The 22,401-nt window shown below is 64.0% G+C and carries 22 protein-coding genes; 6 read left to right on the top strand and 16 right to left on the bottom strand.

Features of this window, described 5'->3' with window-relative positions; all coding sequences use genetic code 11:
- Positions 1-197 precede the first annotated feature (197 nt).
- The 6 genes from P9292_RS08070 to P9292_RS08045 form a co-directional block, all read right to left on the bottom strand.
- Entirely contained in the window at positions 198-1,541 is a 1,344-nt protein-coding gene (locus tag P9292_RS08070) for a citrate synthase (protein WP_250468293.1), read from the bottom strand.
- Between the two features lie 165 nt (positions 1,542-1,706).
- Complete coding sequence (locus tag P9292_RS08065; protein ID WP_309958519.1) at positions 1,707-2,639, bottom strand: hydroxymethylglutaryl-CoA lyase; 933 nt, start codon at positions 2,637-2,639, stop codon at positions 1,707-1,709.
- Positions 2,640-2,686: 47 nt separating this feature from the next.
- Positions 2,687-3,856, bottom strand: coding sequence for a CaiB/BaiF CoA-transferase family protein (locus tag P9292_RS08060; protein ID WP_250511239.1), 1,170 nt, complete (start codon positions 3,854-3,856; stop codon positions 2,687-2,689).
- The gene (locus P9292_RS08055; protein ID WP_309958518.1) at positions 3,856-5,139 is read right to left on the bottom strand and encodes a CaiB/BaiF CoA-transferase family protein; all 1,284 of its coding nucleotides are present in this window, start codon (positions 5,137-5,139) and stop codon (positions 3,856-3,858) included. The genes P9292_RS08060 and P9292_RS08055 overlap by 1 nt, the downstream gene beginning before the upstream one ends.
- On the bottom strand, positions 5,136-5,621 hold the full coding sequence (locus P9292_RS08050) for an acyl dehydratase (RefSeq protein ID WP_250468289.1): 486 nt from the start codon (positions 5,619-5,621) through the stop codon (positions 5,136-5,138). Before P9292_RS08050 ends, P9292_RS08055 begins: the two co-directional genes overlap by 4 nt.
- A 12-nt stretch (positions 5,622-5,633) precedes the next feature.
- Complete coding sequence (locus tag P9292_RS08045; RefSeq protein WP_250468288.1) at positions 5,634-6,158, bottom strand: MaoC family dehydratase N-terminal domain-containing protein; 525 nt, start codon at positions 6,156-6,158, stop codon at positions 5,634-5,636.
- Positions 6,159-6,315: 157 nt separating this feature from the next.
- Here P9292_RS08045 and P9292_RS08040 point away from each other — a divergent pair, with 157 nt between their 5' ends.
- Positions 6,316-7,389 (top strand): Ldh family oxidoreductase, encoded by a 1,074-nt coding sequence (locus P9292_RS08040; RefSeq protein WP_309958517.1) that lies wholly within the window; start codon positions 6,316-6,318, stop codon positions 7,387-7,389.
- 90 nt (positions 7,390-7,479) lie between these two features.
- Complete coding sequence (locus P9292_RS08035) at positions 7,480-8,382, top strand: LysR substrate-binding domain-containing protein (protein ID WP_244830394.1); 903 nt, start codon at positions 7,480-7,482, stop codon at positions 8,380-8,382.
- Between the two features lie 18 nt (positions 8,383-8,400).
- Here the strand turns inward: P9292_RS08035 and P9292_RS08030 are convergent, their stop codons facing one another.
- The 10 genes from P9292_RS08030 to P9292_RS07985 form a co-directional block, all read right to left on the bottom strand.
- On the bottom strand, positions 8,401-9,324 hold the full coding sequence (locus P9292_RS08030) for an SMP-30/gluconolactonase/LRE family protein (protein WP_309958516.1): 924 nt from the start codon (positions 9,322-9,324) through the stop codon (positions 8,401-8,403).
- A 16-nt stretch (positions 9,325-9,340) separates the two neighbouring features.
- Complete coding sequence (locus P9292_RS08025) at positions 9,341-10,366, bottom strand: ABC transporter substrate-binding protein (RefSeq protein WP_250511236.1); 1,026 nt, start codon at positions 10,364-10,366, stop codon at positions 9,341-9,343.
- 32 nt (positions 10,367-10,398) lie between these two features.
- Positions 10,399-11,154 carry an SDR family NAD(P)-dependent oxidoreductase gene (locus tag P9292_RS08020; RefSeq protein ID WP_250511235.1) on the bottom strand — a complete coding sequence of 252 codons (756 nt, stop codon included), beginning with the start codon at positions 11,152-11,154 and terminating at the stop codon, positions 10,399-10,401.
- 38 nt (positions 11,155-11,192) lie between these two features.
- Positions 11,193-11,999: an ABC transporter permease gene (locus P9292_RS08015; RefSeq protein ID WP_244830399.1), complete on the bottom strand. Its 807-nt coding sequence runs from the start codon at positions 11,997-11,999 to the stop codon at positions 11,193-11,195.
- On the bottom strand, positions 11,980-12,852 hold the full coding sequence (locus P9292_RS08010; RefSeq protein ID WP_250468283.1) for an ABC transporter ATP-binding protein: 873 nt from the start codon (positions 12,850-12,852) through the stop codon (positions 11,980-11,982). Before P9292_RS08010 ends, P9292_RS08015 begins: the two co-directional genes overlap by 20 nt.
- On the bottom strand, positions 12,849-13,874 hold the full coding sequence (locus tag P9292_RS08005; RefSeq protein WP_309958515.1) for an ABC transporter substrate-binding protein: 1,026 nt from the start codon (positions 13,872-13,874) through the stop codon (positions 12,849-12,851). Before P9292_RS08005 ends, P9292_RS08010 begins: the two co-directional genes overlap by 4 nt.
- A 143-nt stretch (positions 13,875-14,017) precedes the next feature.
- On the bottom strand, positions 14,018-15,088 hold the full coding sequence (gene leuB / locus P9292_RS08000) for a 3-isopropylmalate dehydrogenase (RefSeq protein WP_250468281.1): 1,071 nt from the start codon (positions 15,086-15,088) through the stop codon (positions 14,018-14,020).
- A gap of 49 nt (positions 15,089-15,137) precedes the next feature.
- The gene (gene leuD, locus P9292_RS07995) at positions 15,138-15,734 is read right to left on the bottom strand and encodes a 3-isopropylmalate dehydratase small subunit (protein ID WP_244830405.1); all 597 of its coding nucleotides are present in this window, start codon (positions 15,732-15,734) and stop codon (positions 15,138-15,140) included.
- A gap of 2 nt (positions 15,735-15,736) precedes the next feature.
- Positions 15,737-17,167 (bottom strand): 3-isopropylmalate dehydratase large subunit, encoded by a 1,431-nt coding sequence (leuC, locus tag P9292_RS07990; RefSeq protein WP_309958514.1) that lies wholly within the window; start codon positions 17,165-17,167, stop codon positions 15,737-15,739.
- A 147-nt stretch (positions 17,168-17,314) separates the two neighbouring features.
- Entirely contained in the window at positions 17,315-18,253 is a 939-nt protein-coding gene (locus P9292_RS07985; protein ID WP_250494751.1) for a LysR substrate-binding domain-containing protein, read from the bottom strand.
- 209 nt (positions 18,254-18,462) lie between these two features.
- Between P9292_RS07985 and P9292_RS07980 the strand changes: the two genes are divergently transcribed.
- The 4 genes from P9292_RS07980 to P9292_RS07965 are packed head-to-tail and all read left to right on the top strand — an operon-like array spanning position 18,463 to position 22,371.
- Complete coding sequence (locus P9292_RS07980; RefSeq protein WP_250511230.1) at positions 18,463-19,140, top strand: aspartate/glutamate racemase family protein; 678 nt, start codon at positions 18,463-18,465, stop codon at positions 19,138-19,140.
- Positions 19,137-19,910 carry an amino acid racemase gene (locus tag P9292_RS07975; RefSeq protein ID WP_309958513.1) on the top strand — a complete coding sequence of 258 codons (774 nt, stop codon included), beginning with the start codon at positions 19,137-19,139 and terminating at the stop codon, positions 19,908-19,910. The genes P9292_RS07980 and P9292_RS07975 overlap by 4 nt, the downstream gene beginning before the upstream one ends.
- Positions 19,892-21,418: a dihydropyrimidinase gene (gene hydA / locus P9292_RS07970; protein ID WP_309958512.1), complete on the top strand. Its 1,527-nt coding sequence runs from the start codon at positions 19,892-19,894 to the stop codon at positions 21,416-21,418. Before P9292_RS07975 ends, hydA begins: the two co-directional genes overlap by 19 nt.
- Positions 21,415-22,371: an N-carbamoyl-D-amino-acid hydrolase gene (locus tag P9292_RS07965; RefSeq protein WP_309958511.1), complete on the top strand. Its 957-nt coding sequence runs from the start codon at positions 21,415-21,417 to the stop codon at positions 22,369-22,371. The genes hydA and P9292_RS07965 overlap by 4 nt, the downstream gene beginning before the upstream one ends.
- Positions 22,372-22,401 lie beyond the last annotated feature (30 nt).

The raw sequence follows: 22,401 nt of genomic DNA, 5'->3' as shown, positions 1-22,401 counted from the left end.
GACGGTGTGGAATTGCTGGCTTGGTTCGCATTGTCTGTCGCTAGCTTGTCCGGGCCGCTGTCTCCTTTCGATTAGCCCAGTCTAGTGACGCATGGAGCGGCCCACAATACTTGATCGTTGAATCAACTTGATCGCGGCGCCCAAGAAAAACGGCCCTCGCGAAGGGCCGTCGGCGTCATGTCGTGCGATGCGGAGATTCAGGGCGGCAGGATCGACGTCAGCAAGCGCGTCTCGTCCGAATCGTTCTGCGGGGCGTTCGCCTTGAGGTAGTCCGCGCGTGGACGTATCAAAGCGCCGGATTCGCGCTGCTCGATGATATGCGCCACCCACCCCGCCGACCGTCCGATGATGAACAGGCAAAACGCGCTGCGCGGCGGCAGCCCCAATGCCACGGTTAGCATGGTCAGCCCAACTTCCAGGCTCGGCAGACAGCCGTAGCCCGCTGCGATCTTGAGTGCCGCGAAGAGCGGATCGACCGCGGCGTGCCGCCCTTCGAGCCGCCGCGCGAGATCGATCAGGTAGCTCGCGCGCGGGTCGCCATCCGGATACAAGGGATGATTGAAGCCCGGCAGATTCCGGTGTGCCGCATAGTGCTCCGTGAAGAGCCGTTGCGCTTCTGCAACCGTGCGGCATGCGCGCAGCAGGTCCTCGGTGGCTTCGTACGATCGCGCGGACGTGAGCCCCGTCTGCGTGAGGATGGCCGCCGCCACGCATTCGCCGATATCCGCTCCCGCCGACGCCGCGATACGCGCCACGAAGGTCGCCTGCGCGAGTTCGTGATCCGCGCACAGCACGAGCGCGGCGTCGAGCGCGGCACGATGCGCGGCAGACGCCGAACCACCGAGCACGGTCAACAGCGTCGCGGCGAGACCGTCCGCGCGTTTGCGCGTGACGCCCGCCGCAGCGCCCGGCGTTGCGCGTCGCAAATGCGCAAGGCAATGCGCCATCGTTGCGATCATGCGGCTGCATTCGATGAACTGCGCGTCGCCGGCCTGCAACGCGCGCAGATGCTCGCCGCCGAAGCGCATTGCAATATCGGCGAAGAAGCGCACGAGTTCTCGACGTGGCTGGAGACCCGCCGTGCGCGACCAGGCATCGGCGAAACGTAACGTGCGACCGCACGGCTGCCACGAAAGGATCACGTCGTCGCGTGGATTCCAGAGCGCTTTCACGACCTGTTCGAAGGTCTTTCCCTTGCGCGCGAGTTCGAGCGCCGCGACGCCGCGATAACGCGGACCTTCGGCCGTGATTTCGGTGAGCGTGCTCGATATGATCGGCTCGCCCCAGCGCATGGCGGCCGCGGCGACGGGCGCGTGGCCACTGCGGGCATCGGCGCGCGATTTCATGCGTTCGACATCCTGGCGCGCATAAAGCCGGCGCCCCTTGTCGCCTTGCGGCACGCTGCGAATCAAGCCGCGGCTGACGTAGGCGTACAACGTTTGCAGCTTGATCTGCAGCAGCGCGAGCGTTTCAGCGCGTGTCAGATAATCGCCGGGCGCGTCGGGCGGCGCGCTGGCGGCATCATGCGGGTTCGATTGCACCTCGGTCTCCTGTCGACCCAGGACGGGCGCCGAAGCGCCCGTCCTGGTCCCATGCGAAGCTGCCAGCGCAAAAGCGCCGGACGGGGCACAGTGAACCACAAGATAATCAAACGCGTGGATGCTCACAATCGGGTCATGCCAGTACCGCGGTCGAACACGCTCCGTTTATGCATGAAGTCCAGCCGTCCGGCGGAAAGTCTTGGGAATGCCGGCCTTTGGCACCTGCCCGTACATCGGCTCGCCAGGCAGCCCTTCGTGCAGCAGTTCGCGCGCGGCGATCAGCCGTTCCAGGTCTATTCCAGTATCGAAGCCCATGCTTTCCAGCATGAAGACGAGGTCTTCCGTGACGATGTTGCCCGACGCGCCCGGCGCGAACGGACAGCCGCCAAGGCCCGCGAGCGCGGAATCGAAGGAACGGATGCCTTCTTCGAGCCCCGCCAGCGCATTGGCGAGGCCGAGTCCCATCGTGTCGTGCAGATGCAGTTTGGTCAGCTTGTCGCCGATCTCCGCGCGCACGGCCTTGACCATCTTGCGTACCTGAACGGGATTGCCGTAGCCGACGGTATCCGCGAGCGCGACGGCATCGACGCCTGCTTTGGCTAGCGCGACGGCCGTTTCGATTACCTTTTGCAAGGGAATCTCGCCGTCGATGGCGCAGCCGAAGGCCGTCGCGCAACCCGGCTCGATCGCCATTGGCCGCTCCTGCTCGCGCACCCATTCGACGATTCGCCGTACTTCGTCCACCTGCTCCATGGTGCCCTTGCGCGTGTTCGAGCGGCTGTGTCCCTCGCTCACCGAAACCGGTATGCCGACGCCATGTGCACCCGCCGCATATGCCGCCTGCGCACCGCGCAGGTTGGGCACGAGTGCCATCACGCGCAAGCCGGGTTGTAGCAGCGCCGCCTTGACGATTGCCTCGGTGTCCGCCATTTGCGGCACGAGCTTTGGCGGAACGAAACTGCCGACCTCTATTTCGCCGATACCCGCTTGCGCGATTGCCGCGATCCAGCGCGTTTTCTGCTCGGTCGGCATGATCTCGTGAGCCATTTGCAGACCGTCACGCGGCCCGACTTCGCAAACCATCACTTTTTCTTTCATGGGTCCTGCTCCTTCAAAAATGAGTCTTTGCACGAACGCGCTCGTCATCAACGCAGCACGCCCGCTTCGGTCAAGGTTTCAATTTCGTGCGCATCGAGGCCGAGCAGCTCACCGAACACGTAGTCGTTGTGTTCGCCGAGGCGCGGCGGCGGCGTGAAATCGCCGCGAAAGCCGGCGTTATCGCGCCACGGAAGCGCAATGCTGCGTGAGCCGTCCGCGAGCAGCGGGAAGAGGCCGCCATCGGCGAAATACGGGTCTTCCATCACCGCGCCAATGTGTCTCGAACGCGCGGCCGGCACGCCACGCGACTGCAGCGCATCGAGTGCTTGCGCGGGCGTCTGGTCGCGCAGCCACTCTGCCAGTAAATTGTCCGCCGCTGCGCGATGCGCGGCGCGGCCGAACGCATCGGAGAAGCGGGGATCGGTAGCAAGTTCGGGCTTGCGCATGGCGTCGCAGAGCGCTCGCCATTGCCGGTCGTTGCCAATGGAAACGGCGAGCCAGGCGTCGTCGCCTGAGCAGCGGAAGCATCCGGATGGTGCGGCGTCCCATTCGCGCGCGCCCGTGGCCGTTGGCGTCTTGCTGCCGAGCGCCTCGCGAAACAGCTGTTCGGGCAATAGCGCGACGGTGCTTTCGAGCATCGACAGATCGATGTACGCGCCCTCGCCGCTCACGCGCCGGTGCCGGATGGCCGCAAGCACCGCGCAGCTTTCCCACAGCGCAGTGATCGGATCGGTCCACGCAGGCAGAATGCCCATGGCCTCCACGCGCTCGTTCGGCGTGCCCACCACGCTGGCGCGACCGCTGTACGCCTGCAATAACGAGCCGTAAGCAAGCGCATCGCGCTGCGGGCCTTCGCGACCCGTGCCCGACGCGGACACGAAAATCAGATCGGGGCGAATCTGCGCAAGCGTCGCGTAATCGAGGCCAAACTTCGCCAGCACGCCGTTGGAGAAGTTTTCGACGACCATATCGCTCTGCGCGATCAGACGCCGGATCAGTTCCGGACCTTGCGGCCGGCTCAGGTTGATCGTGCAGCTCTTCTTGCCGGCGTTCACCACTGCCCACCAGGGCGGACGCTGCGTATGTTCGGGCCGCGTCGCGGATTCGATCTTGATGATCTCCGCGCCCATGCCCGCGAGCATCTTGGTAGTCATGGGTCCGGCCAGCACCCAGCTGAAATCGACGACGCGCAAGCCCGCCAATGCTTTCTGTGTCATCACACGACTCCATGCCGGCGCAAGCTTTCGACTTCATCCGGCGACAGTCCTAGGCGCTCTTCGAACACCGCGCGGTTAGCGGAGCCAAGTGCGGGCGATACGACATCGCGCGCGCGTGGCAACTCTGCGCCCGAAGTCGTGCGCATGGCAAACGGCAGGCCGGGCATCGACAGTGGCGTGCCGCCCGCGCACTGCCAGCGATCGAAAAACCCGCGCGCATTCAGCTGCGCGTTATCCAGAAGATCGCGCGCACCGCTCACTGGAAAACACGCCACACGCGCCGCCTGCGCGCGCTCGAAGACGTCGGCGCGGCTATGCTCGCGCGTCCACTTCGACATCTCGTCTTGCAAGATCATCCAGTTTTCGTTGCGCGCCGTGCGTTCGCCGCACAGCGCCTCATCGCGCGACCACGCCGGGTTTCCGAGCAATTCGACCCAGCGTTCCCATTGATGTTGTTCGCGCGGCGAAATCATCACGAAGCCGTCCTTGCACGGCAACAGCCAGATCAGCCCGCCCGCGACCTCGGTGCCCTGCAGTTCCTCGCGCAGCCGGCTGAAGCTGCGTTCGCCGCGCCCATGATCGGCGACGGGCTCGATCAGCAGATGCGCGATCACATCCAGCTCCGCGCATTCGATACTGCGTCCCTCGCCATTCATCTGCGCTTCGAGCAAGCCCCAGAGCGCGGCGTTCGCGGCGGCCGCACCCGTGGCCAGCGCCACTTCGCGGTCGGCACAGGCGACGGGCGCTTGCTGATCGGGTGCGTGAACGGGGCGCGCCTGATGAAATGCATAGCCCGCGTGATGCGTGAGGGTGAAGTCGGTGTACGCGAACGGCGCGTCGGGTCCCGCATGCGTAGCCCAGGGCGTGACGGAAAGCGTGACGAGCGCGGGCTGAATGTGCCTGAGCGTATCGCCGTCGAGTTGCAGTTCCGCAAGGCGGCTTGTATTGGACGTAATCAGCAGATCGGCGGATTCCACGAGACGCCGCAGCAACGCAGCTCCTTGACGATGCGACGGATCGAGCGTGGCGCTTTCCTTGCCGTGATTCAGATACGCGAAGAGCGCGGCATCTTCACCATAAGGAGCATTGGGTGCGAACGGGCCGGTTCGACGCAGCGTATCGCCAGTACCGGGCGGTTCCAGCTTGAGCACCTGCGCGCCGAGGTCGCGCAGCACGCGCGCACAGAAAGCGGCGGGCATGGCGTCGCTCCATTCGATCACGCGCACGCCGGCGAGCGGCGCGGCGACCACGCGCGCTGGGGATACGAAATCAGCGGCGCTCATGCGGCCTCTTCGAGAACGGCTGGATCGAAGGGATAAGGCACGGGCGCGCCGTTGCGCAAGGGCAGAACGACCGTTGCGCTGCCGGGCGTGCTTTCCCTGCCTTCCTGATTACGCAAGCCGATTTCCAGATGCGCGAGACCGAAGCCGCCGCGCCGTTCGGTTCCGGTCACGCGGCCCCACGCCGTGAGCAGATCGCCCGGCACGTTCATGCCGCGAAACTGGAACTGGAGCTTCCATGCCCAGCCGCTTTCACCGGCCCAGTCCGTCAGCAGTTGCAGCATGATGTGCTGTTTCCACGAGCCGTTGACCATTACGTCGGGTAACTTGTCGTGTTGCGTGGCGAAGCGCCAGTCGTAATGAATGCGATGCCAGTTCTCCATGGATGCCGACCAGCGCACGATATGCGCCGTGGTCATCGGTCCCTTGACGAGCGCCGGGATCTCCATGCCTGTTTCGACATCCTCAAAATACAGTGCAGCCATGATGACCCTCGCCTAGCGCATGATCTGGGTGTTCGTGACCTTCAAAAGCTTCTCGCCCTTCTCGTTCACGTAGGTCTCTTCGATGATGACGAGCACCATCGGTCCGCTTTTGCCGTCGCGCTGCACGATGTCCTTGTAGCGCGCCTGACGCAGCACCTTCTCGCCGACGCGCGCATAACGGTAGAGCTCGTATTCGTAGCCGCCGTTCAGATCGCGTGGCAACTCCACTTCGACGGCCGGCAGGCCGCTGAAACTGCGGCTCAGGCCATCGTAGTCAGGCTTGTTCATGTCATCCAGCGGGTCGGGCGATGACGGCGGTCTGCGAAAGGCATGCACCGGAAAACCCGGCGGCGCGACCAGTGCGCCATAACGACTTGTCGCGGCCCAGTCTTCGTCCCAGTAACGACGCGCGTCATCCATGGTTGCATGATGGAAGCGGCGCACTTCGCTTGCTTCGACGGCATGCGTCGACGTGACCCACTCGGTCTCGGCGCCGATGATGGCTTTCACCTTGCCGGTGATGTATTCGTTGCTCACGGCTCTAGTCTCCTGTCGCTACATCGACGAAGCCAGTCTAGGGTAGCCGCCCTTTAGCGCACAATACTTGATCGTTGAATCAACGTCTTCTCAGGGTCGCATCGATCGACTATCGTGCCTCACGTACCGCTCGACGCATGACACCACCAAGGGAGAGATGTCGATGAGAACGACCCGCTACGACGCGAACGCGCTCTTTGAATATGCAATGGAAGTGCTTTGCCGGGCGGGGCTCGCGAGCGCTCATGCGCGGGACGTGGCACGCACTCTCGTCGATGGCGACTTGATGGGACACGACACGCACGGACTCGCGCTGTTGCCAGGCTACGTGAAGCAGCTCGAACAAGGCGCCATGACACGCGACGGCGCGCCCGCAGTCATCTCTGATCGTCCTGCCGCGTTGCTGTGGGACGGACGGCGTCTGCCCGGACCCGCGCTCGTGCATGCCGGCATCGACGTCCTTGCCCCGCGCGCCCGCGAACTCGGCGCCGCCACGCTCGTGATCCGGCGCAGTCATCACATTGCATGTCTTGCCGCGTATCTCCTGCGCGCCACCGAAATGAACCTGGTGATGATGCTGGCGAGCTCCGATCCGAGCGTGGAAAGCGTCGCGCCGTTCGGCGGCACGCGGGCCTTGTTCACGCCGAACCCGATCGCTCTCGGCATACCGACATCGACGACTCCGATGCTGATCGACATCTCGTCCTCCGTGACGACCAACGCGATGAGCGCGCGCCGCCATCAGAACGGCCAATCGTTCGACGAACCTTGGATGATGGATGCACAAGGTAACGCGACGCATGATCCCGGCGTGCTGTTTGCCGATCCACCCGGATCGATCCTGCCGCTCGGTGGACTGGCCGCCGGTCACAAGGGATTCGGCATGGCGTTGATGATCGAGGCGCTGACAGGCGGACTGGCCGGCTTTGGCCGCGCCGATCCACACGAAGGCTGGGGCGCGACCGTGTTCATGTCGCTGCACGATCCGGCAGCATTCGGCGGTATCGAAGCATTCCAGAGGCAGATGGATTGGCTCGGCGACGCCTGCCGCACCAACCCGCCTCGCACGATCAACGACCCCGTGCGCCTTCCCGGCGAGCGCGCAATGGCAAGGCGGGCCGAGCAACTGAAGAATGGCGTGCATCTGCATGCCGATCTCGACACACCGCTCAAGGCTTGCGGAGAACGCTACGAGGTGCGCTTTCCGCAGCCCATACCGGAGGCAGCATGACGCCTAAACCTTTGCGCTCACCCCAGACCCGATGCATACTTTCTCTTCGGAAGCAGCGCTGCGGCGAAAAGACCGCACCCCGGAGACTCGATGCGATTCGACCTGCAATCGTTGAAACTGTTCATCGCCGTGTGCGAGCACGGCAGCATTGCCCGCGCGGCGGAAGCGGAAAACATTGCGCCTTCCGCGCTCAGCAAGCGCATGTCCCATCTTGAAGACACGCTCAAGAACGCGCTCTTCGTGCGCAGCAACAAGGGACTCGAACTGACGACCGCCGCTGCGGCACTCCTGCAGCACGCCCGCGTGCTGTTGCGAGACATCGCCCAAATGGAGAGCGAGTTACTGGACCACGCCGAAGGCGTGCGCGGTCAGATTCGCTTACATGCGAGCCTCTCGACCATCGTTCAGTACATCGCCAACGACATACGCGTTTTTCTGGAGATGCACCCCGGGCTGCGCATCGATCTTCAGGAAAGCCTGAGCCCCGCGGTGGTCCGCGCCGTGGCGGAAAACGCGGCGGATATCGGCGTGTTCGGCGGCACGACGGTTACCACCGGCCTGCAGGTCTTCCCTTATCGCAGCGACCGGCTGGTGGTCATCATGCCGCCCGATCATCCGCTCGGCCGCGCCGAACGGGTCACGTTCCGCGAAGTCGCCGAGTATCCGCTCGTGGGGCCGCAAGTGGGGAGCTATCTGAATTCGTTGGTGCTGCGCGCGGCGGCGGATCTCGATCACCCGCTCAAGCTGTCGATTCGCGTCAACGGTTTCGAACCGGTGCGCAGCATGGTGGAAGCGCGGCTTGGCATCGGGCTCGTGCCGGAGCATCACGCCGAACGGTACGTCAGTTCCGCGCCGCTGATCGCCGTGCATCTGGATGAAGCCTGGGCGGAGCGCCACTGGAAAATCTGCGTGCGCGAAGCCGAGTCGCTTCCCGTGCCGGTGCAACTGTTTCTCAAGCATCTGCTTGCAAGTCAGGATGCGGCACACCATTAGGCGCCGGCAATCGGTCAATCACGAATAAGCCAGCTGCAATCCCGCTTGCGGCCATTGCAGCCTGGCCAGGCGGCCCGTGCCGGAGAGCGTCACGTAGGCCGTCTTCATGTCGGCGCCGCCGAAGCAGATGTTGGTCACCATGCCATCGGGTACCGGCACCTGTCGCAGCACTTCACCGGATGGCGCGACGACCGTGATGCAACCGGTCACGAGCGTGGCCACGCAAATGTTGCCCTCGGCGTCCAGCGCCAGGCTGTCGAAGCGCTGATAACCCGGCAAGCCGCAAACCAGACGCCCGCCATGCGGCGACGGATAAGGGTGCCTGCGCGCCCGGCCGGGCGCTTCCAGATCGAATGCCCAGAGCCGCGCGGTCTCGGTCTCCGCCACATAGACGATGCTGTCGTCGGGCGACAAACCGACGCCATTGGCCGTGGTGAGCGGATACGCCACCTCGACGATGGCCGAACCATCGGCGCGAGCGTAATAGAGGCCCGCGTGATCGCGCTCGCGCAGCCGGTTCTTTCCGAAGTCGGTGAAGTAGAAGCCGCCGTCGTGGTCGAACACGATGTCGTTCGGACCGCACAGCGGATGATCGCCGCAGTGTTCATACAGCGTCGTGAGCAAGCCCGACTGCGGGTCGAAGCGCTCGATACGCCCGCTCGTATAACGCGGATGCACGCCCGGTTTCGTGCGATTCAGTCCGGCAACGGTACGAAACAGAAAACCGCCGTTATTGCAGATGTAGAAGGCGCCATCCGGCCCGAGCGCCAGACCGTTGGGGCCGCCGTCCACCGCCGCCAGCACGCTCACTCTACCGTCGGGCGAAACGCGGCTGATGGTCTCCCGCTCGATCTCGACGAGCACCACGGAGCCGTCGGGCATCGCCACCGGCCCTTCCGGGAACTTCAAGCCTTCCGCCAGGATTTGTATTGCGCTTTCCATCGCTGTCGTCCTCCCTTCAGCGCTTGTCGGCATGCTCGACAAAACGATTGTCGTAAGTCGCCTTCAGGTCGATGGACGCCTTGCCGATGTCGGGATCGAACGCGGCCAGCACGTCGTGCACGGTGTGGGCCGCCGCATCGGTCATCAGGCCATCGCGCGAAATGCAGTCATGCATGTTGGCGTAGGCTTGCGCGAAGACATCCTTGTCGGCTAAAGCGTATTGAGCCGGCACGGCGGCGGCGACTTGTTCGGGCGTCGCCTGCGCCATCCAGCGTTCGGCTTCCAGAATCGCATTGGTCACCGCCTGCACCGTGTTGGGATATTTGGCCGCGAACTCCCGCGTGGTGTAGATGGAGGCTTCCGGATAATCGCCGCCGAGCGTCGCTCGGGTGCCGGCCGGGTCGCGCATCACGGCAAGCGGAAAGAGATCGCCACTCGTCTGCAGCACGGTTGCGACCGGGTCGTTGCTCATCAAGGCGTCGATCTGCCCGCTGCGCGCGGCGGCAATCGCGCCTGCCGACGAGCCCACGCCGATGATCGAAACATCGCCCGGTTTCACGCCCGCCTTGTTCAGCAGATAGTTCGCGCCCATATGAAAGCTCGACCCCGGCGAACTCACACCGATGCGCATGCCCTTCAGATCGGCGTAGGTCTTGACCTTGTCGTGACTCGCTCGCGTCACGCCGAACACCCAGCCGGGGCACGAAGCCAGCGTGACGAACGACACGAGCTTCTGGCCTTTCGCGGCCATCGTGATGGTGTTCGAATACGCGCCCGCGACGATATCGGCGCTGCCGCCCATCATCGCCTGAAGCGCTTTCGCGCCGCCGCTGAAGACGCCGATTTCGACTTCCAGCCCGGCCTGTTTGAAGTATCCGCGGCTATCCGCAATGACGAACGGCAGATACGGAAAGCCCACGCCCGCCGCGGCCAGATGAAGCCTGGGCTTTTCCGGCGCGGGAGCGGCGCTGCTCGCCGACTGGCTGGCCAGTGCCGCACAGATGGCGAGCGCTGGCAACGACAGGCGCCTGAGCGTTCTCACGATGATGTCTCCCTCTTCCCAGGCTGACGTTGCTAGTAAGTGGCCCGACCGCCGGACAGATCGAAAACCGCTCCGGTGGTGAATGAGTTTTCCTCGCTGGCGAGCCACGCGATCATCGCGGCGGCTTCGTCGAGTTCGAGAAAACGGCCGCGCGGAATCTTGCCGAGCATGTAGCGGATATGCTCGGGCGATTGCTCCATCGCCCCGGGCGTCCGCGCCACGGCGGGTGTCACGCAGTTCACCGCGATATCGTGGCTTGCCAGTTCCTTGCCGAGCGACTTGGTCATGGCGATGACGGCCGCCTTCGCCGAGCTATACGCGGCCGCATTCGGATTGCCTTCCTTGCCGGCGACCGAGGACAGATTGACGATGCGCCCATAGTTCTGGTCGATCATCACCGGGGCCACGGCACGGCAGCAGTGGAAAGTGCCGTTGACATCGATATCCATCACCTGCTTCCAAATATCGATCGGATACTCGATCAGCGTGGCGTTCGGGCCCACGATAGCCGCGTTGTTGATGAGAATATCGATGCGCCCCGCGGCCTTCAGCGTGCCCGCCACGGCGGCCTGCACGCTGGCGTAATCGGCAATGTCGACACGCTCGAAGTGGACATCGTGCTCGCCCAGTTGCTCGCGCGCCTCGTCCATGCCGGCGGGGTTGATATCCCAGATGGCAAGCCGCGCGCCGGAAGCAAGCAGCCTGCGGCCGACCGCGAAGCCGATCCCCTGCGCGCCGCCCGTCACCACGGCAACGCGGCCCCTCAAATCGATTGCATTGGTCTGCAAAACGGTCTCCTCTAGTGATCTTCGATTGCGCCGGGGGTTCAAGCGCTCGTGGCCACCGTCTGTCCGGCGACAGGACGCCAGCGCAGCAAATGATCCTCGACCATCGACACGGCGGTATCGAGTATCAAGGCGAACACGGTCAGCACCAGAATGCCGGCGATCACCGAGTTGATATCGAATACGCCTTCGGCCAGCAGGATCAGGTAACCCACGCCCTTTTCCGAGCCGAGATATTCGCCCACCACGCTGCCCACGAAGGCGATGCCGATTGCGTTATGCAGGCTGGAAAAGACCCAGCTCGTCGCCGATGGCAAGTACACATGCCGCAACAATTGACGTGAGTTGGCGCCCAGCATCCGCGTGTTGGACAACACCGTCGGGCTGACCTCTCTCACGCCCTGAAAGACGTTGAAGAACACGACGAAGAAGACGAGCGTCACGCCCAGCGCCACCTTGGACCAGATGCCGAGTCCGAACCAGAGCGCGAAGATCGGCGCGAAGATCAGGCGCGGCATCGAGTTCATCGCCTTGATGAACGGATCGAAGACCGTGGCGAGGAACGGGCTGAGCGCAAGCCACAGGCCGCATGCCAACCCGAGGACCGTGCCGATCACGAACGCCAGCATGGTTTCGACGAGCGTCGTGTACAGATGACGGTAGATCGAGCCCGTCACGAACCAGTCGACGATACGCACCGCCACGCCGAGCGGATCGCCGAAGAAGAACGGCGACAGCCACTTCTGATGCGTGCCGAGCCACCACAGGAACAAGACACCGAACAGGATCAAAAGCCGCGTGACCAGGACGGTGAAGCGATTGTTTGAGTCAAACTCGATTGCGCGCATAGCTTTTCAAAACCTCGCCTCTGAGCACGTCCCAGATCTGGGTGTGCAGTTGCAGGAAACGCTGCGTCATGCGGATTTCCGACATCTCGCGTGGACGTTCGAGGTCGATCTTGAACTCGGCGATAGGCCGCGTTCCAGGCCCGGCCGAGAGCACGATGACGCGGTCCGACAACGAGATGGCCTCCTCCAGATCGTGCGTCACGAACATCACGGACTTGCGGTCGTGCGACCACAGTTGCAGCAACTCGTTTTCCATCAGGTGCCGCGTCTGGATATCCAGCGCGCTGAACGGCTCGTCCATCAGAATGATGCGAGGGTTGAGCGCGAGCGCCTGCGCGAGACCGGCACGCTTGCGCATGCCGCCGGACAACTGATGCGGATACTTCTTGCCGTGTCCTTGAAGTCCCACGCGATCGAGCCAGCCGCGCGCCACGCTGAGCGCCTGTTCGCGCGGCGTTCCCCGAAAGATCAGACCCATCGCGATGTTGTCTTCGGTCGTCTTCCAGGGCATGAGCGCATCGACCTGAAAAAGATAGGCCGCCTGCGTATTCAAGCCCTGCGTCAGCTTCTTGTCGAAGACGCTGATGCTGCCCGACGAGGGCCGCGTAAGCCCGGCAGCAACGTTGAGCAAGGTGGATTTGCCGCAGCCCGTGGGACCGACGATCGACACGAACTCGCCGTCGCCGATCGACAACGTGGCCTCCGAGACGGCGGTGTAGGTCTGCGCCCTCTTGCCGTTGCCGGCGAAGGTGCAGGTCACATTGTCGAAACGCAGGGCTTCGCGCACTTCGGTTTTTTCGCTGTCGAGGGGGACGCTCGGGGTGCCCTTGATTCCATACGTTGCCGTGCTCATGGCTGGATCTCCGCCGCTTTTATGACGAACCGGTTGTCATACGTCGATGCAAGATCGATCTTCGCCGATGCCACTGCAGGGTCGAATGCCGCCAGCACCTCGCGCACCGTCTGCGCGCCCTTCGGCGTGATCTCGCCGTTCTGCGCAATGCAACGGCGGCTGTTCGTGAAGGCCTCCGCATAGAGCGCCTTGTTCTCGCCGATATATTGCGGGGGCACGTTGTCGGCGACTTCCTGCGGCGTCGCCTTGGCGATCCACTTCTCGGCGCGCACGATCGCATTGGCGACGGCCTGCACCGTCTTGGGATTCTTGCCGATGAACTCTTGCGTCGCGAAGAGGCTCGACTCGGGGTAATCCGAACCGAACACCTTGACGTTCCCTTCAGCCGTGCGCATGTTCTCAAGCGGCTTGAGGCTGCCATCCTTCATGAGGATAGTGGCGCTCGGGTCGTTGACGATCAGCGCATCGATCTGCCCGGCCCGCACGGCCGCCACCGCGCCGGCCGCTTGTCCCACGCCGATGATCGACACGTCGGAAGACTGCAGCCCCGCCTTGTGCAGAATGTAATTGAGTGCCATGTGCGTGCTGGAACCCGGCGCGCTCACGCCGATTCGCATGCCCTTCAGGTCCTTGGCCGATTTCACTTCGCCCTCGCGTTTCTGCGACACCCCGAAGATCCATCCCGGACAGATGACTTGCGCCGCGACCACCACGAGATGCTGTCCCTTGGTGGCCATGGTGATGGTGTTCGAATACGCGCCCGCCACCATGTCGGAGCTGCCGCCGAGCAGCGCTTCCAGTGTCTTCGATCCGCCGGAGAATGCGGCGATGGTCACGTCGAGCCCTTCGTCCTTGAAATAGCCGCGCTGTTTGGCGACGAGCATGGGCAGGTAGGTGATGCCCACCGAAGCCGCCGCGATGTGCAGCTCGGGCTTCTCAGGCACATCCTTGGCTGCGGCCGTCAAGGAACCGCAGGCGAGCGCGAACGCGGCACACAGCGCGATGGCGAGTTTCAGCTTCATGGTTGTCTCCTCCCTTTTTAGGGATTTTTAGGTACTTCAGGGACGACAGAGTGTCAATTGCGGACCGGCTTATGAATATCCTGGCATCTCCCGCGGCTGCTGATTATCGACATAGCGGAGCCGGTCCGCGCAACGCGATCTTCTTAGGCCGCCTGTTTGCGCAGCGCCTCGACCACGGCATCGCCCATGTCGCGGGTGCCGACGCGCTGCGTGCCTTCCTGCTGGATATCCGCGGTCCGGTAACCGGCTGCGAGCACCGTGCGCACGGCCTGCTCGACCCGGCGCGCGTCGTCTTCCATTTCGAAGCTCTCGCGCAGCATCATCGCGCACGACAGAATCGCGGCAAGCGGATTGGCAATGTCCTTTCCGGCAATATCCGGCGCCGACCCGTGGACCGGCTCGTACAAGCCCTTGCGGTTATAGCCTAGCGAGGCCGAAGGCAACATGCCGATCGAGCCGGTCAGCATGGCGGCCGCGTCCGACAGAATATCGCCGAAGAGATTGCCCGTGACGATCACATCGAATTGCTTGGGGCGCCGCATCAGCATCATCGCGGCGGCGTCCACGAAGAGATGGCTCAGTTCGACGTCCGGGTATTCCCGCCCGACGCGCGTGACGACCTCGCGCCACAGCTGACTTGCTTCCAGCACGTTGGCCTTGTCCACCGAGCAGAGCTTGTGATGACGGCGCTGCGCGGCCTTGAAGGCGGCATGCGCGACGCGCTCCACTTCCGACTCCGAGTAACGCATCGTGTTGAACCCCACACGCTCGCCCGCCTGATTGGTCTCGAAGCCGCGCGGCTGGCCGAAGTAGGCGTCGCCGTTCAACTCGCGCACGATCACGATGTCGAGTCCATCCACCACTTCCGGACGCAACGTCGAAGCGCCGATCAGCTCCGGGAACATGAAGGCCGGGCGAAAGTTGGCATAGAGCGTCAGTGCCTCGCGCAATTGCAATAACCCGGTGCCGGGACGCTCCTCGCGCGGGATATCGGCTTCGTCGGCCACGCCTACCGCGCCGAAGAGAATCGCGTCGGCCTTGCGCGCCACTTCGAGCGTGGGCGGCGGCAGCGGCACGCCGTGCGCCTGGATGCCGGCATCGCCGATGGCAGCCTCCTGCGTCTCGGCGTGCGGCGCCACGATTCTCAGCACCTTGAGCGCCTCCGCGACAACTTCGGGGCCAATACCATCGCCGGGCATGACTGCAATCTTCATCTGTAATCTCCTTGGTCGTTATTGGAAACAGCGCGCCGTGTGCGCGCCGTCAAAAGGTTTCGGCACGGTCGCGCTCGAATGCCACGATGCGGTCCAGATGCGAAAGCGTGTAGTCGATCTCGTCCATGCCGCGCAACAGGCAATCCTTGGCGAAGGGCTCCAGCTCGAACGCGTGCGAGGACCCGTCGGGCAAGGTGACGGTCTGCGCGGGCAAGTCGATGGCGATACGGCTGCCCGGACTCTCCGACAACCTATCGAGCAGCGGCAGCACCACGGCCTCGGGCAACACGATCGGCAGCAGTCCGTTCTTCAGGCAGTTGATGAAAAAGATGTCGCCGAAGCTCGGTGCAATCGCCGCGCGGATGCCGTAGTCATAGAGCGCCCAGACCGCATGCTCGCGCGACGAACCGCAACCGAAGTTATGGTTGGCCACGACGATGCGCGACTCCCGCAAAGGTGCCTGGTTGAGCAGGAAGTCGGGACGTTCCGCGCCATTTGCATCGAAGCGCAGCGCACGAAACAGGAACTGGCCGAAGTCGTCGGAGCGGGGTTTTTGCAGATAGCGCGCGGGCAGAATCTGGTCGGTATCGCAGTTGATCGCGACGATCGGCGCCGCGACTGCATCGAGGTACTCCAGTCGTTCCATGTTCACACTCCCAGGAGACGGCGGACATCGGTGAGACGTCCGGTCACCGCCGCGGCGGCCGCCATCGCCGGGCTCATCAGATGCGTGCGCACGCCGGGTCCCTGACGGCCCACGAAATTCCGGTTGGATGTCGAAGCGCAGCGCTGGCCGGGTTCGGCAATATCGCCGTTGGTCGCGAGACACATCGAACAGCCGGGATAGCGCCACTGAAAACCCGCTTCCATGAAGATGCGGTCGAGCCCTTCCGCTTCCGCCTGCGCACGCACTTCATGCGAACCCGGCACGACCCACGCTTCCACGCTTGGCGCGATATGACGGCCGCGCGCCACTTCCGCCGCGCTGCGCATGTCCTCGATGCGCCCGTTGGTGCACGAGCCGATGAACACCCGGTCGATCGCGACGCCTTCGAGCGACTCGTTCGCCGCGAGGCCCATGTAGTCGAGCGCACGCGACATCGCCGCGCGCAGGTCGGGATCGGGCTGCTCCATGGGGTCCGGTACGCGGCCGTCGATGGCGCAGGCATAGCCGGGCGTGGTGCCCCATGTGACCATCGGGACGATCTCGGTCACGTCGATAAGCACTTCGCGATCGAACACCGCGCCTGGGTCCGTGAACAAGCCGCGCCAATACGCGAGCGCCCTTTGCCACCGGTCGCCCGTGGGCGCGTAGTGCCGTCCGGCGAGATAAGCGAAGGTGGTTTCGTCCGGGGCGATAATGCCGGCGCGACCGCCCGCCTCGATGGTCATGTTGCAGAGCGTCAATCGCCCTTCCATCGACAAGCCGGCGATGGCGGAGCCGGCATATTCGATCACGTGTCCCGTCGCGCCAGCCACGCCGATTCGCGCGATGACCGCGAGAATCAGGTCCTTCGCGGTGACGCCCGAACCTGGCATGCCGTCGAGCGTAATACGCATGTTGCGCGACTTGCGCTGCCACAGGCATTGCGTGGCGAGCACGTGAGCCACTTCGGTGGCGCCGATACCGAAGGCCAGCGCGCCCACCGCGCCATGCGTGGACGTGTGGCTGTCGGCGCAAACGACGGTCATGCCGGGCAGACTCAGGCCCTGCTCCGGCCCGACCACGTGGACGATGCCGCGCCGCGTGTCGTTCATGTCGAACAGGGTGATGCGCGATTCGTTGGCGTCGCGTTGCAGCGACTCGATCATGGCGCGCCGTTCGAGGTCGGTCACCGCCGCAATATCGTTCGCCGTGCTGGAAACGTAGTGATCCGGCGTGCCGAAAATGCGCTCGGGCGAACGCGGCTTGAGCCCGCGCTGGCGCAACAGGTCGAAGGACTGCGCGGTGACATCGTGAATGTAATGACGATCGATGTAGAGAAGATCCTGCCCGTCGTCGCGGGACATCACGCGGTGGCTGTCCCAGATCTTGTCGTAAAGCGTGCGTGGACCCGCGCTAAGCTGATCGAGTTGCATTGCTTCGTCTCGCTCCGTCAAATGACCGCCTCGTCAGGCGCGGTGCAGTTTTGTTGTCGGTGGCTGTTTGAGAAGCATCTTGCATCAGGCCGGCTTGCTTGGACGTGGTCATTTGGCAAGGCACCATCGCCAATGGCGATGACAAAGCTACGTCGAACGGCTGACGCCATGCGCGTTCAGCACGTCGCGCAGGATCTCGACGAAGCGCCGGGCCGCGTTCGACAGCGGCTCGACGTGCGAATAGATGAGACTCGCGGTCAGCCGATGCTCGGCTTCGGCACGCAACGGCACGACATCGAGCAGGTCTCGCATGGCGGAATCGATGCAGAACGGATCGACCACCGCGACGCCGACGCCTTCCCTCGCGAGCGTGCAGGCGCTGATGGCCGAGCGCACGCGCACGACCGGCTCCGGCCGACGCTCGTTCCTGAACACGTGCCCGACGATCCGCCCGAGCGGCGTGTCGTGCTCGTAATCGATCCACGGCATGGCGGCGACCTGTTTCGGGTCGAGCGCACGCCGCCGGGCCAGCGCGCCTTTTTTCGCGACACAGAGAAGCCGTCCGCTTGCAATCGGCATGGTGACGAGGTTCGGGTGCTCGACGGCGAACATCGATACGCCGATGCAGTTCTTGCCGAACAGCACGCGAGGCACGAGATGGTTGTGCGTGAGCGGTTCGAACTGAATGGGCAACTGCTGGAATTCGGCGTGGAATCGTGCAATGGCGAGCGGCACGAGATGCACGCCGAGACTCGGGCTGCATACGATGTTGAGCTTGCCGCTCGTGCCGTCGGCGAGAGAACGGACGAGATTATCGACGCGCTCGATGCCTTCATACGCGCGCATGACTTCGTCGAAGATACGTTTTGCCTCGGGCGTCGGATAGAGCCGGCCGCGCATGCGTTCGAAGAGCAAGAACCCGAGTCGGCTTTCCGTCACCTGCAAGACACGGCTCACGGAGGGCTGCGCCACATACAGCGAACGCGCGGCCTCGCTGATGGAACCCGTCATCATGATCGCGCGGAATACTTCAATCTGCCGCAGGCTCATGGTGCGCGTGTTGGGAATTTCCTCGTCGTAATTCATGGGCTTGGTCGTTGTTCATCGCGCCGTCATGTTGCCGCGCCGCCGCTTTCGGATGTAAGTGAACCGCCCGCAGTGTAGCGCGGGCACCGCCGCGCGACGAATCCATGCAGCGCGTCTATGGGATACGAAATTTGAACTATTTCACGGCGAATATCGACGTTGCTATGGTTCGTTCTAGTCGAGCCCCGCGAAGAGAGTCGATCCGAGCCATGCCCAAGCTTATCCATTTCCTGAATCCGAACGGTCTCGCCACCGTCACGCGCGAGATCGAAAAGACCGTGTGCGCGCTTCGAGGCGCGGACGACGCGCCCGTTTGCTTCGAGACGCTTTTCGCGGTCGACGGCGGCATCGAAACCCAGCGCGATGCCGACCGCGCCGCCGTCGCCGTGGCCGAGTACGTCGCGCGGCATGAAGCGTCGGCGAGTGCGTTCGTCATCGCGTGCTACAGCGATCCCGGCTTGCACGCCGCGCGCGAACTCACGCAACAGCCGGTGCTCGGCATCGGTGCCGCGGTCATGGGCGTCGCGCTTGCGCGCGGGTCGCGCATCGGCGTGATCGCGGCGAGCACGCACGGCATGCCGCGTCACTGGCGGTCTTATCATGCGGCGCGCATCGCACAGACGGTCGCGGGAGAACGCGCCGTGAATCTTGGCGTGGCCGAATCGGGCAACCGAGACGCCGCGCTCGACAAGCTCATCGCGACCGGCCGCGCGCTGTGTGACGAAGATGGCGCCGATGTCATCGTGCTCGGCTGCGCGGGCATGACGCCGCTTCGCGCCGATATCGAAGCGGCGCTCGGCGTGCCGGTAATCGATCCGTGCTCGACGGCCGCCTCGCTCGCCTTCGCCATCTGTCGCGAGCGGCAGGACCCATGGCGTCCGACATGAACGCCGCGCTCATTGCGCTTCCGCGTCTCGGTGTGCTTGGCGGCATGGGGCCGCTCGCCACCGCCGACTTTCTCGTCAAGCTGATTCAGGCGACGCCCGCCGCGTCCGATCAAGAGCATATGCCGGTCATCGTGCATAACGTGCCGCAAGTACCCGATCGCAGCACGGCCTTTCTCGCGGGATCGGACGCGCCTTGGCCGCATCTGCTTGACGGCCTGCGCACGCTCGAAGCGGCCGGTTGCGCGGCCATCGCGATTCCTTGCAATACGGCGCATGTCTGGCACGAGCGGCTCGCGCAGGAGACGACGCGGCCGGTGCTGCATATCGGCGAGGCAGCGCTTCGAGCGCTTGCGGTGACGTGCCCCGGTGCGCGGCGAGTCGGCATGCTCGCGACGACAGCGACGCTCAAAGCGCGCATCTATCACGATCAACTGGCTGCAAGCGGCATAGACGCGATCGAACCGGGTCAGATGTCGCAGACGACGCAGATCATGGGCGCAATCGCCGCCGTGAAAGGCGGGAGAATCGACGAAGCGCGCGCGTGGCTCAAAAGCGCCGCTCATGCACTGATCGATCGCGGCGCCGACGCGTTGCTCATGGCGTGCACGGAAATTCCGGTGGCGCTGGCGGGCGTTGCGCTCGACGTACCCGCAATCGACCCGACCGAAGCGCTCGCCCGTGCAAGCGTCGACTGGTGGCTCGCCGCGCGCGAGCGAACCAACACCTCTGAATTCTCAAGCGGACAAAAGACATGCAGCAGTTTGATCTGACCATACGTCATGGACTCGTCGCGTCGGACGAGGCAGTCTTCGAGGCGGACGTCGGCGTGGTCGGCGACCGGATCGTCGAAGTGGCGCGCGGCCTGCCCGCAGGCAAACGCGATATCGACGCGACCGGACGCTACGTGCTGCCGGGCGGTATCGACACGCACTGTCACGTCGAGCAACGCTCGGGCATGGGAATCATGGGCGCCGACGACTGGTACTCCGCAAGCGTCGCGGCGGCCCACGGCGGCACCACTATGATCGTGCCGTTCGCCGCGCAGCATCGCGGACAATCGCTCAAACAAGTGGCCGACGACTACGCGGCGCTCGCGCGGGCAAAGTCGGTGATCGACTATAGCTATCACTTGATTGTCTCTGAGACGGACCACCGCACGCTTCAGGAAGATCTCGTCGAGCAGATTCGCCGGGGCATCACGTCGTTCAAGGTCTACATGACCTACGATCAATTGAAGATCGACGACTACCAGATGCTCGACGTGCTGGCTCTCGCCGCACGCGAACGCGCGCTCGTGATGGTGCATGCCGAAAACAACGACGTGATCCGCTGGGTCTCGCAAAAGCTGCTCGAAAGCGGCCGCACCGCGCCGAAGTACCACGCGACGAGTCACGTGGCGCTGGCGGAATCCGAAGCGACGAATCGCGTGATCCAGCTCGCCAGGCTTTTCGACGCGCCCGTGCTCATCGTTCACGTGTCCGCGCAGGACGCGCTCGCGACCATCGGCGCGGCGCAGCGCATGGGCGCACAAGTGTACGGCGAAACTTGTCCGCACTATCTGCTGCTCACCGAAGACGCGATGGACCTTCCCGGCGTCGAAGGCGCGAAGTATTGCTGCAGCCCGCCGCTGCGTGACGCGAACGCTCAGCAAGCCTTGTGGACGGCGCTGAAGGCGGGCGTGTTGCAGACGGTGTCGTCGGATCATGCGCCGTATCGCTTCGACGAATCCGGCAAGCTGCCGCATGGCGAAGCCACCACGTTCAAGCAGATGGCCAACGGCATGCCCGGACTCGAAGTGCGCCTGCCGCTGCTGTTCTCCGAAGGCGTTCACAGGGGGCGCATGACGTTGCCTGAATTCGTCGCGCTGAGTTCGACGAATCATGCGCGCATGTACGGCATCGCGCCGCGCAAAGGGCTGGTCGAAGCGGGCGCGGATGCGGACATGGCGGTTTGGGACCCACACCATGAAGTCGTGCTGACAGCCTCCGCATTGCACGATCGCGTGGGCTACACGCCCTACGAGGGGACGAAGGTAACGGGCTGGCCGCACACGGTGGTGAGCGCGGGCCGCGTGATCGTCGATGACGCCGGCTTTCATGCCGAACCCGGCAGCGGCCGCTTCATTGCACGCTCGACGCCGTTGCCCTATCAGGCCACGCGCGAAGTCTCCGCGAGCGGCCGGTTTTTCCGCGCGCTTGCCGACGCCGGGACAGGCGCTCTCCACCCGTCTTTCGGATACCCCGAACATCAACACCCGGAACAAAAGAGGAAGTCATGAGCAAGTCACGCAAAATCGGCCTGGCCGTCGCGCAAATGGGACCGGTCCATCTCGCGGATGACCGTCGGGCGGTCGCCGAGCGGCTCGTCGCCATGCTGTACGAAGCGAAGGCGCGCAGTGCAAAGCTGGTCGTGTTCCCGGAGCTCGCGCTCACCACTTTTTTTCCGCGCTACTGGATGAGCGAGGAAGCGGCCATGGAACGCTTCTTCGAGCGATCGATGCCGAATCCCGACGTACAGCCGCTCTTCGACGCCGCGCGCGACGCGGGCATCGGCTTCTATCTCGGCTATGCGGAACTGACGGTGCAAGGCGAGCGCTTCAATACGTCGATCATCGTCGATGACAGCGGCAAGATCGTCGCGAAGTATCGCAAGACGCATTTGCCGGGGCATTCGGAGCACAAGCCGGACGCGCCTTTCCAGCATCTGGAGAAGAAGTTTTTCGCGGTGGGCAACTCGGGTTTTCCTGTCGTCGACACGATGGGCGCGCGCCTCGGCATGTGTATCTGCAACGACCGCCGCTGGCCGGAAACATGGCGCGCGATGTCGCTGCAAGGCGCGGAACTCGGCGTGCTCGGCTACAACACGCCGTCCGAGAACATTCACTGGCCCGAACCGGTCCATTTGCGCATGCATACCCATCTCGTCACGTTGCAGGCGAGCGCTTATCAGAATGCGATGTGGATTGCCGCCGCCGCCAAATGCGGCAAGGAAGACGGCTTTCATATGATCGGCGGCTCGGTGATTGTCGCGCCTTCGGGCGAGATCGCCGCGCAAAGCATGAGCGAAGACGACGAGGTGATCTTCGCGAACGTCGATCTCGCGCTTGGCGACACGTTCCGCGAGCACGTCTTCAACTTCGCGAAGCATCGGCGGCCGGAACATTACGGGCTGATCGTCGAGCGCACCGGCGCGGGCGCGCCGCTGCCGCACGATCCGGACGCGCTCAATTAAGGCGTCCACGGGGAGACCACACATGAACGA

This window comes from Caballeronia sp. LZ001 (assembly GCF_031450875.1).
Taxonomy (GTDB): domain Bacteria; phylum Pseudomonadota; class Gammaproteobacteria; order Burkholderiales; family Burkholderiaceae; genus Caballeronia.
This window is presented reverse-complemented; position numbering and strand designations above follow the sequence as displayed.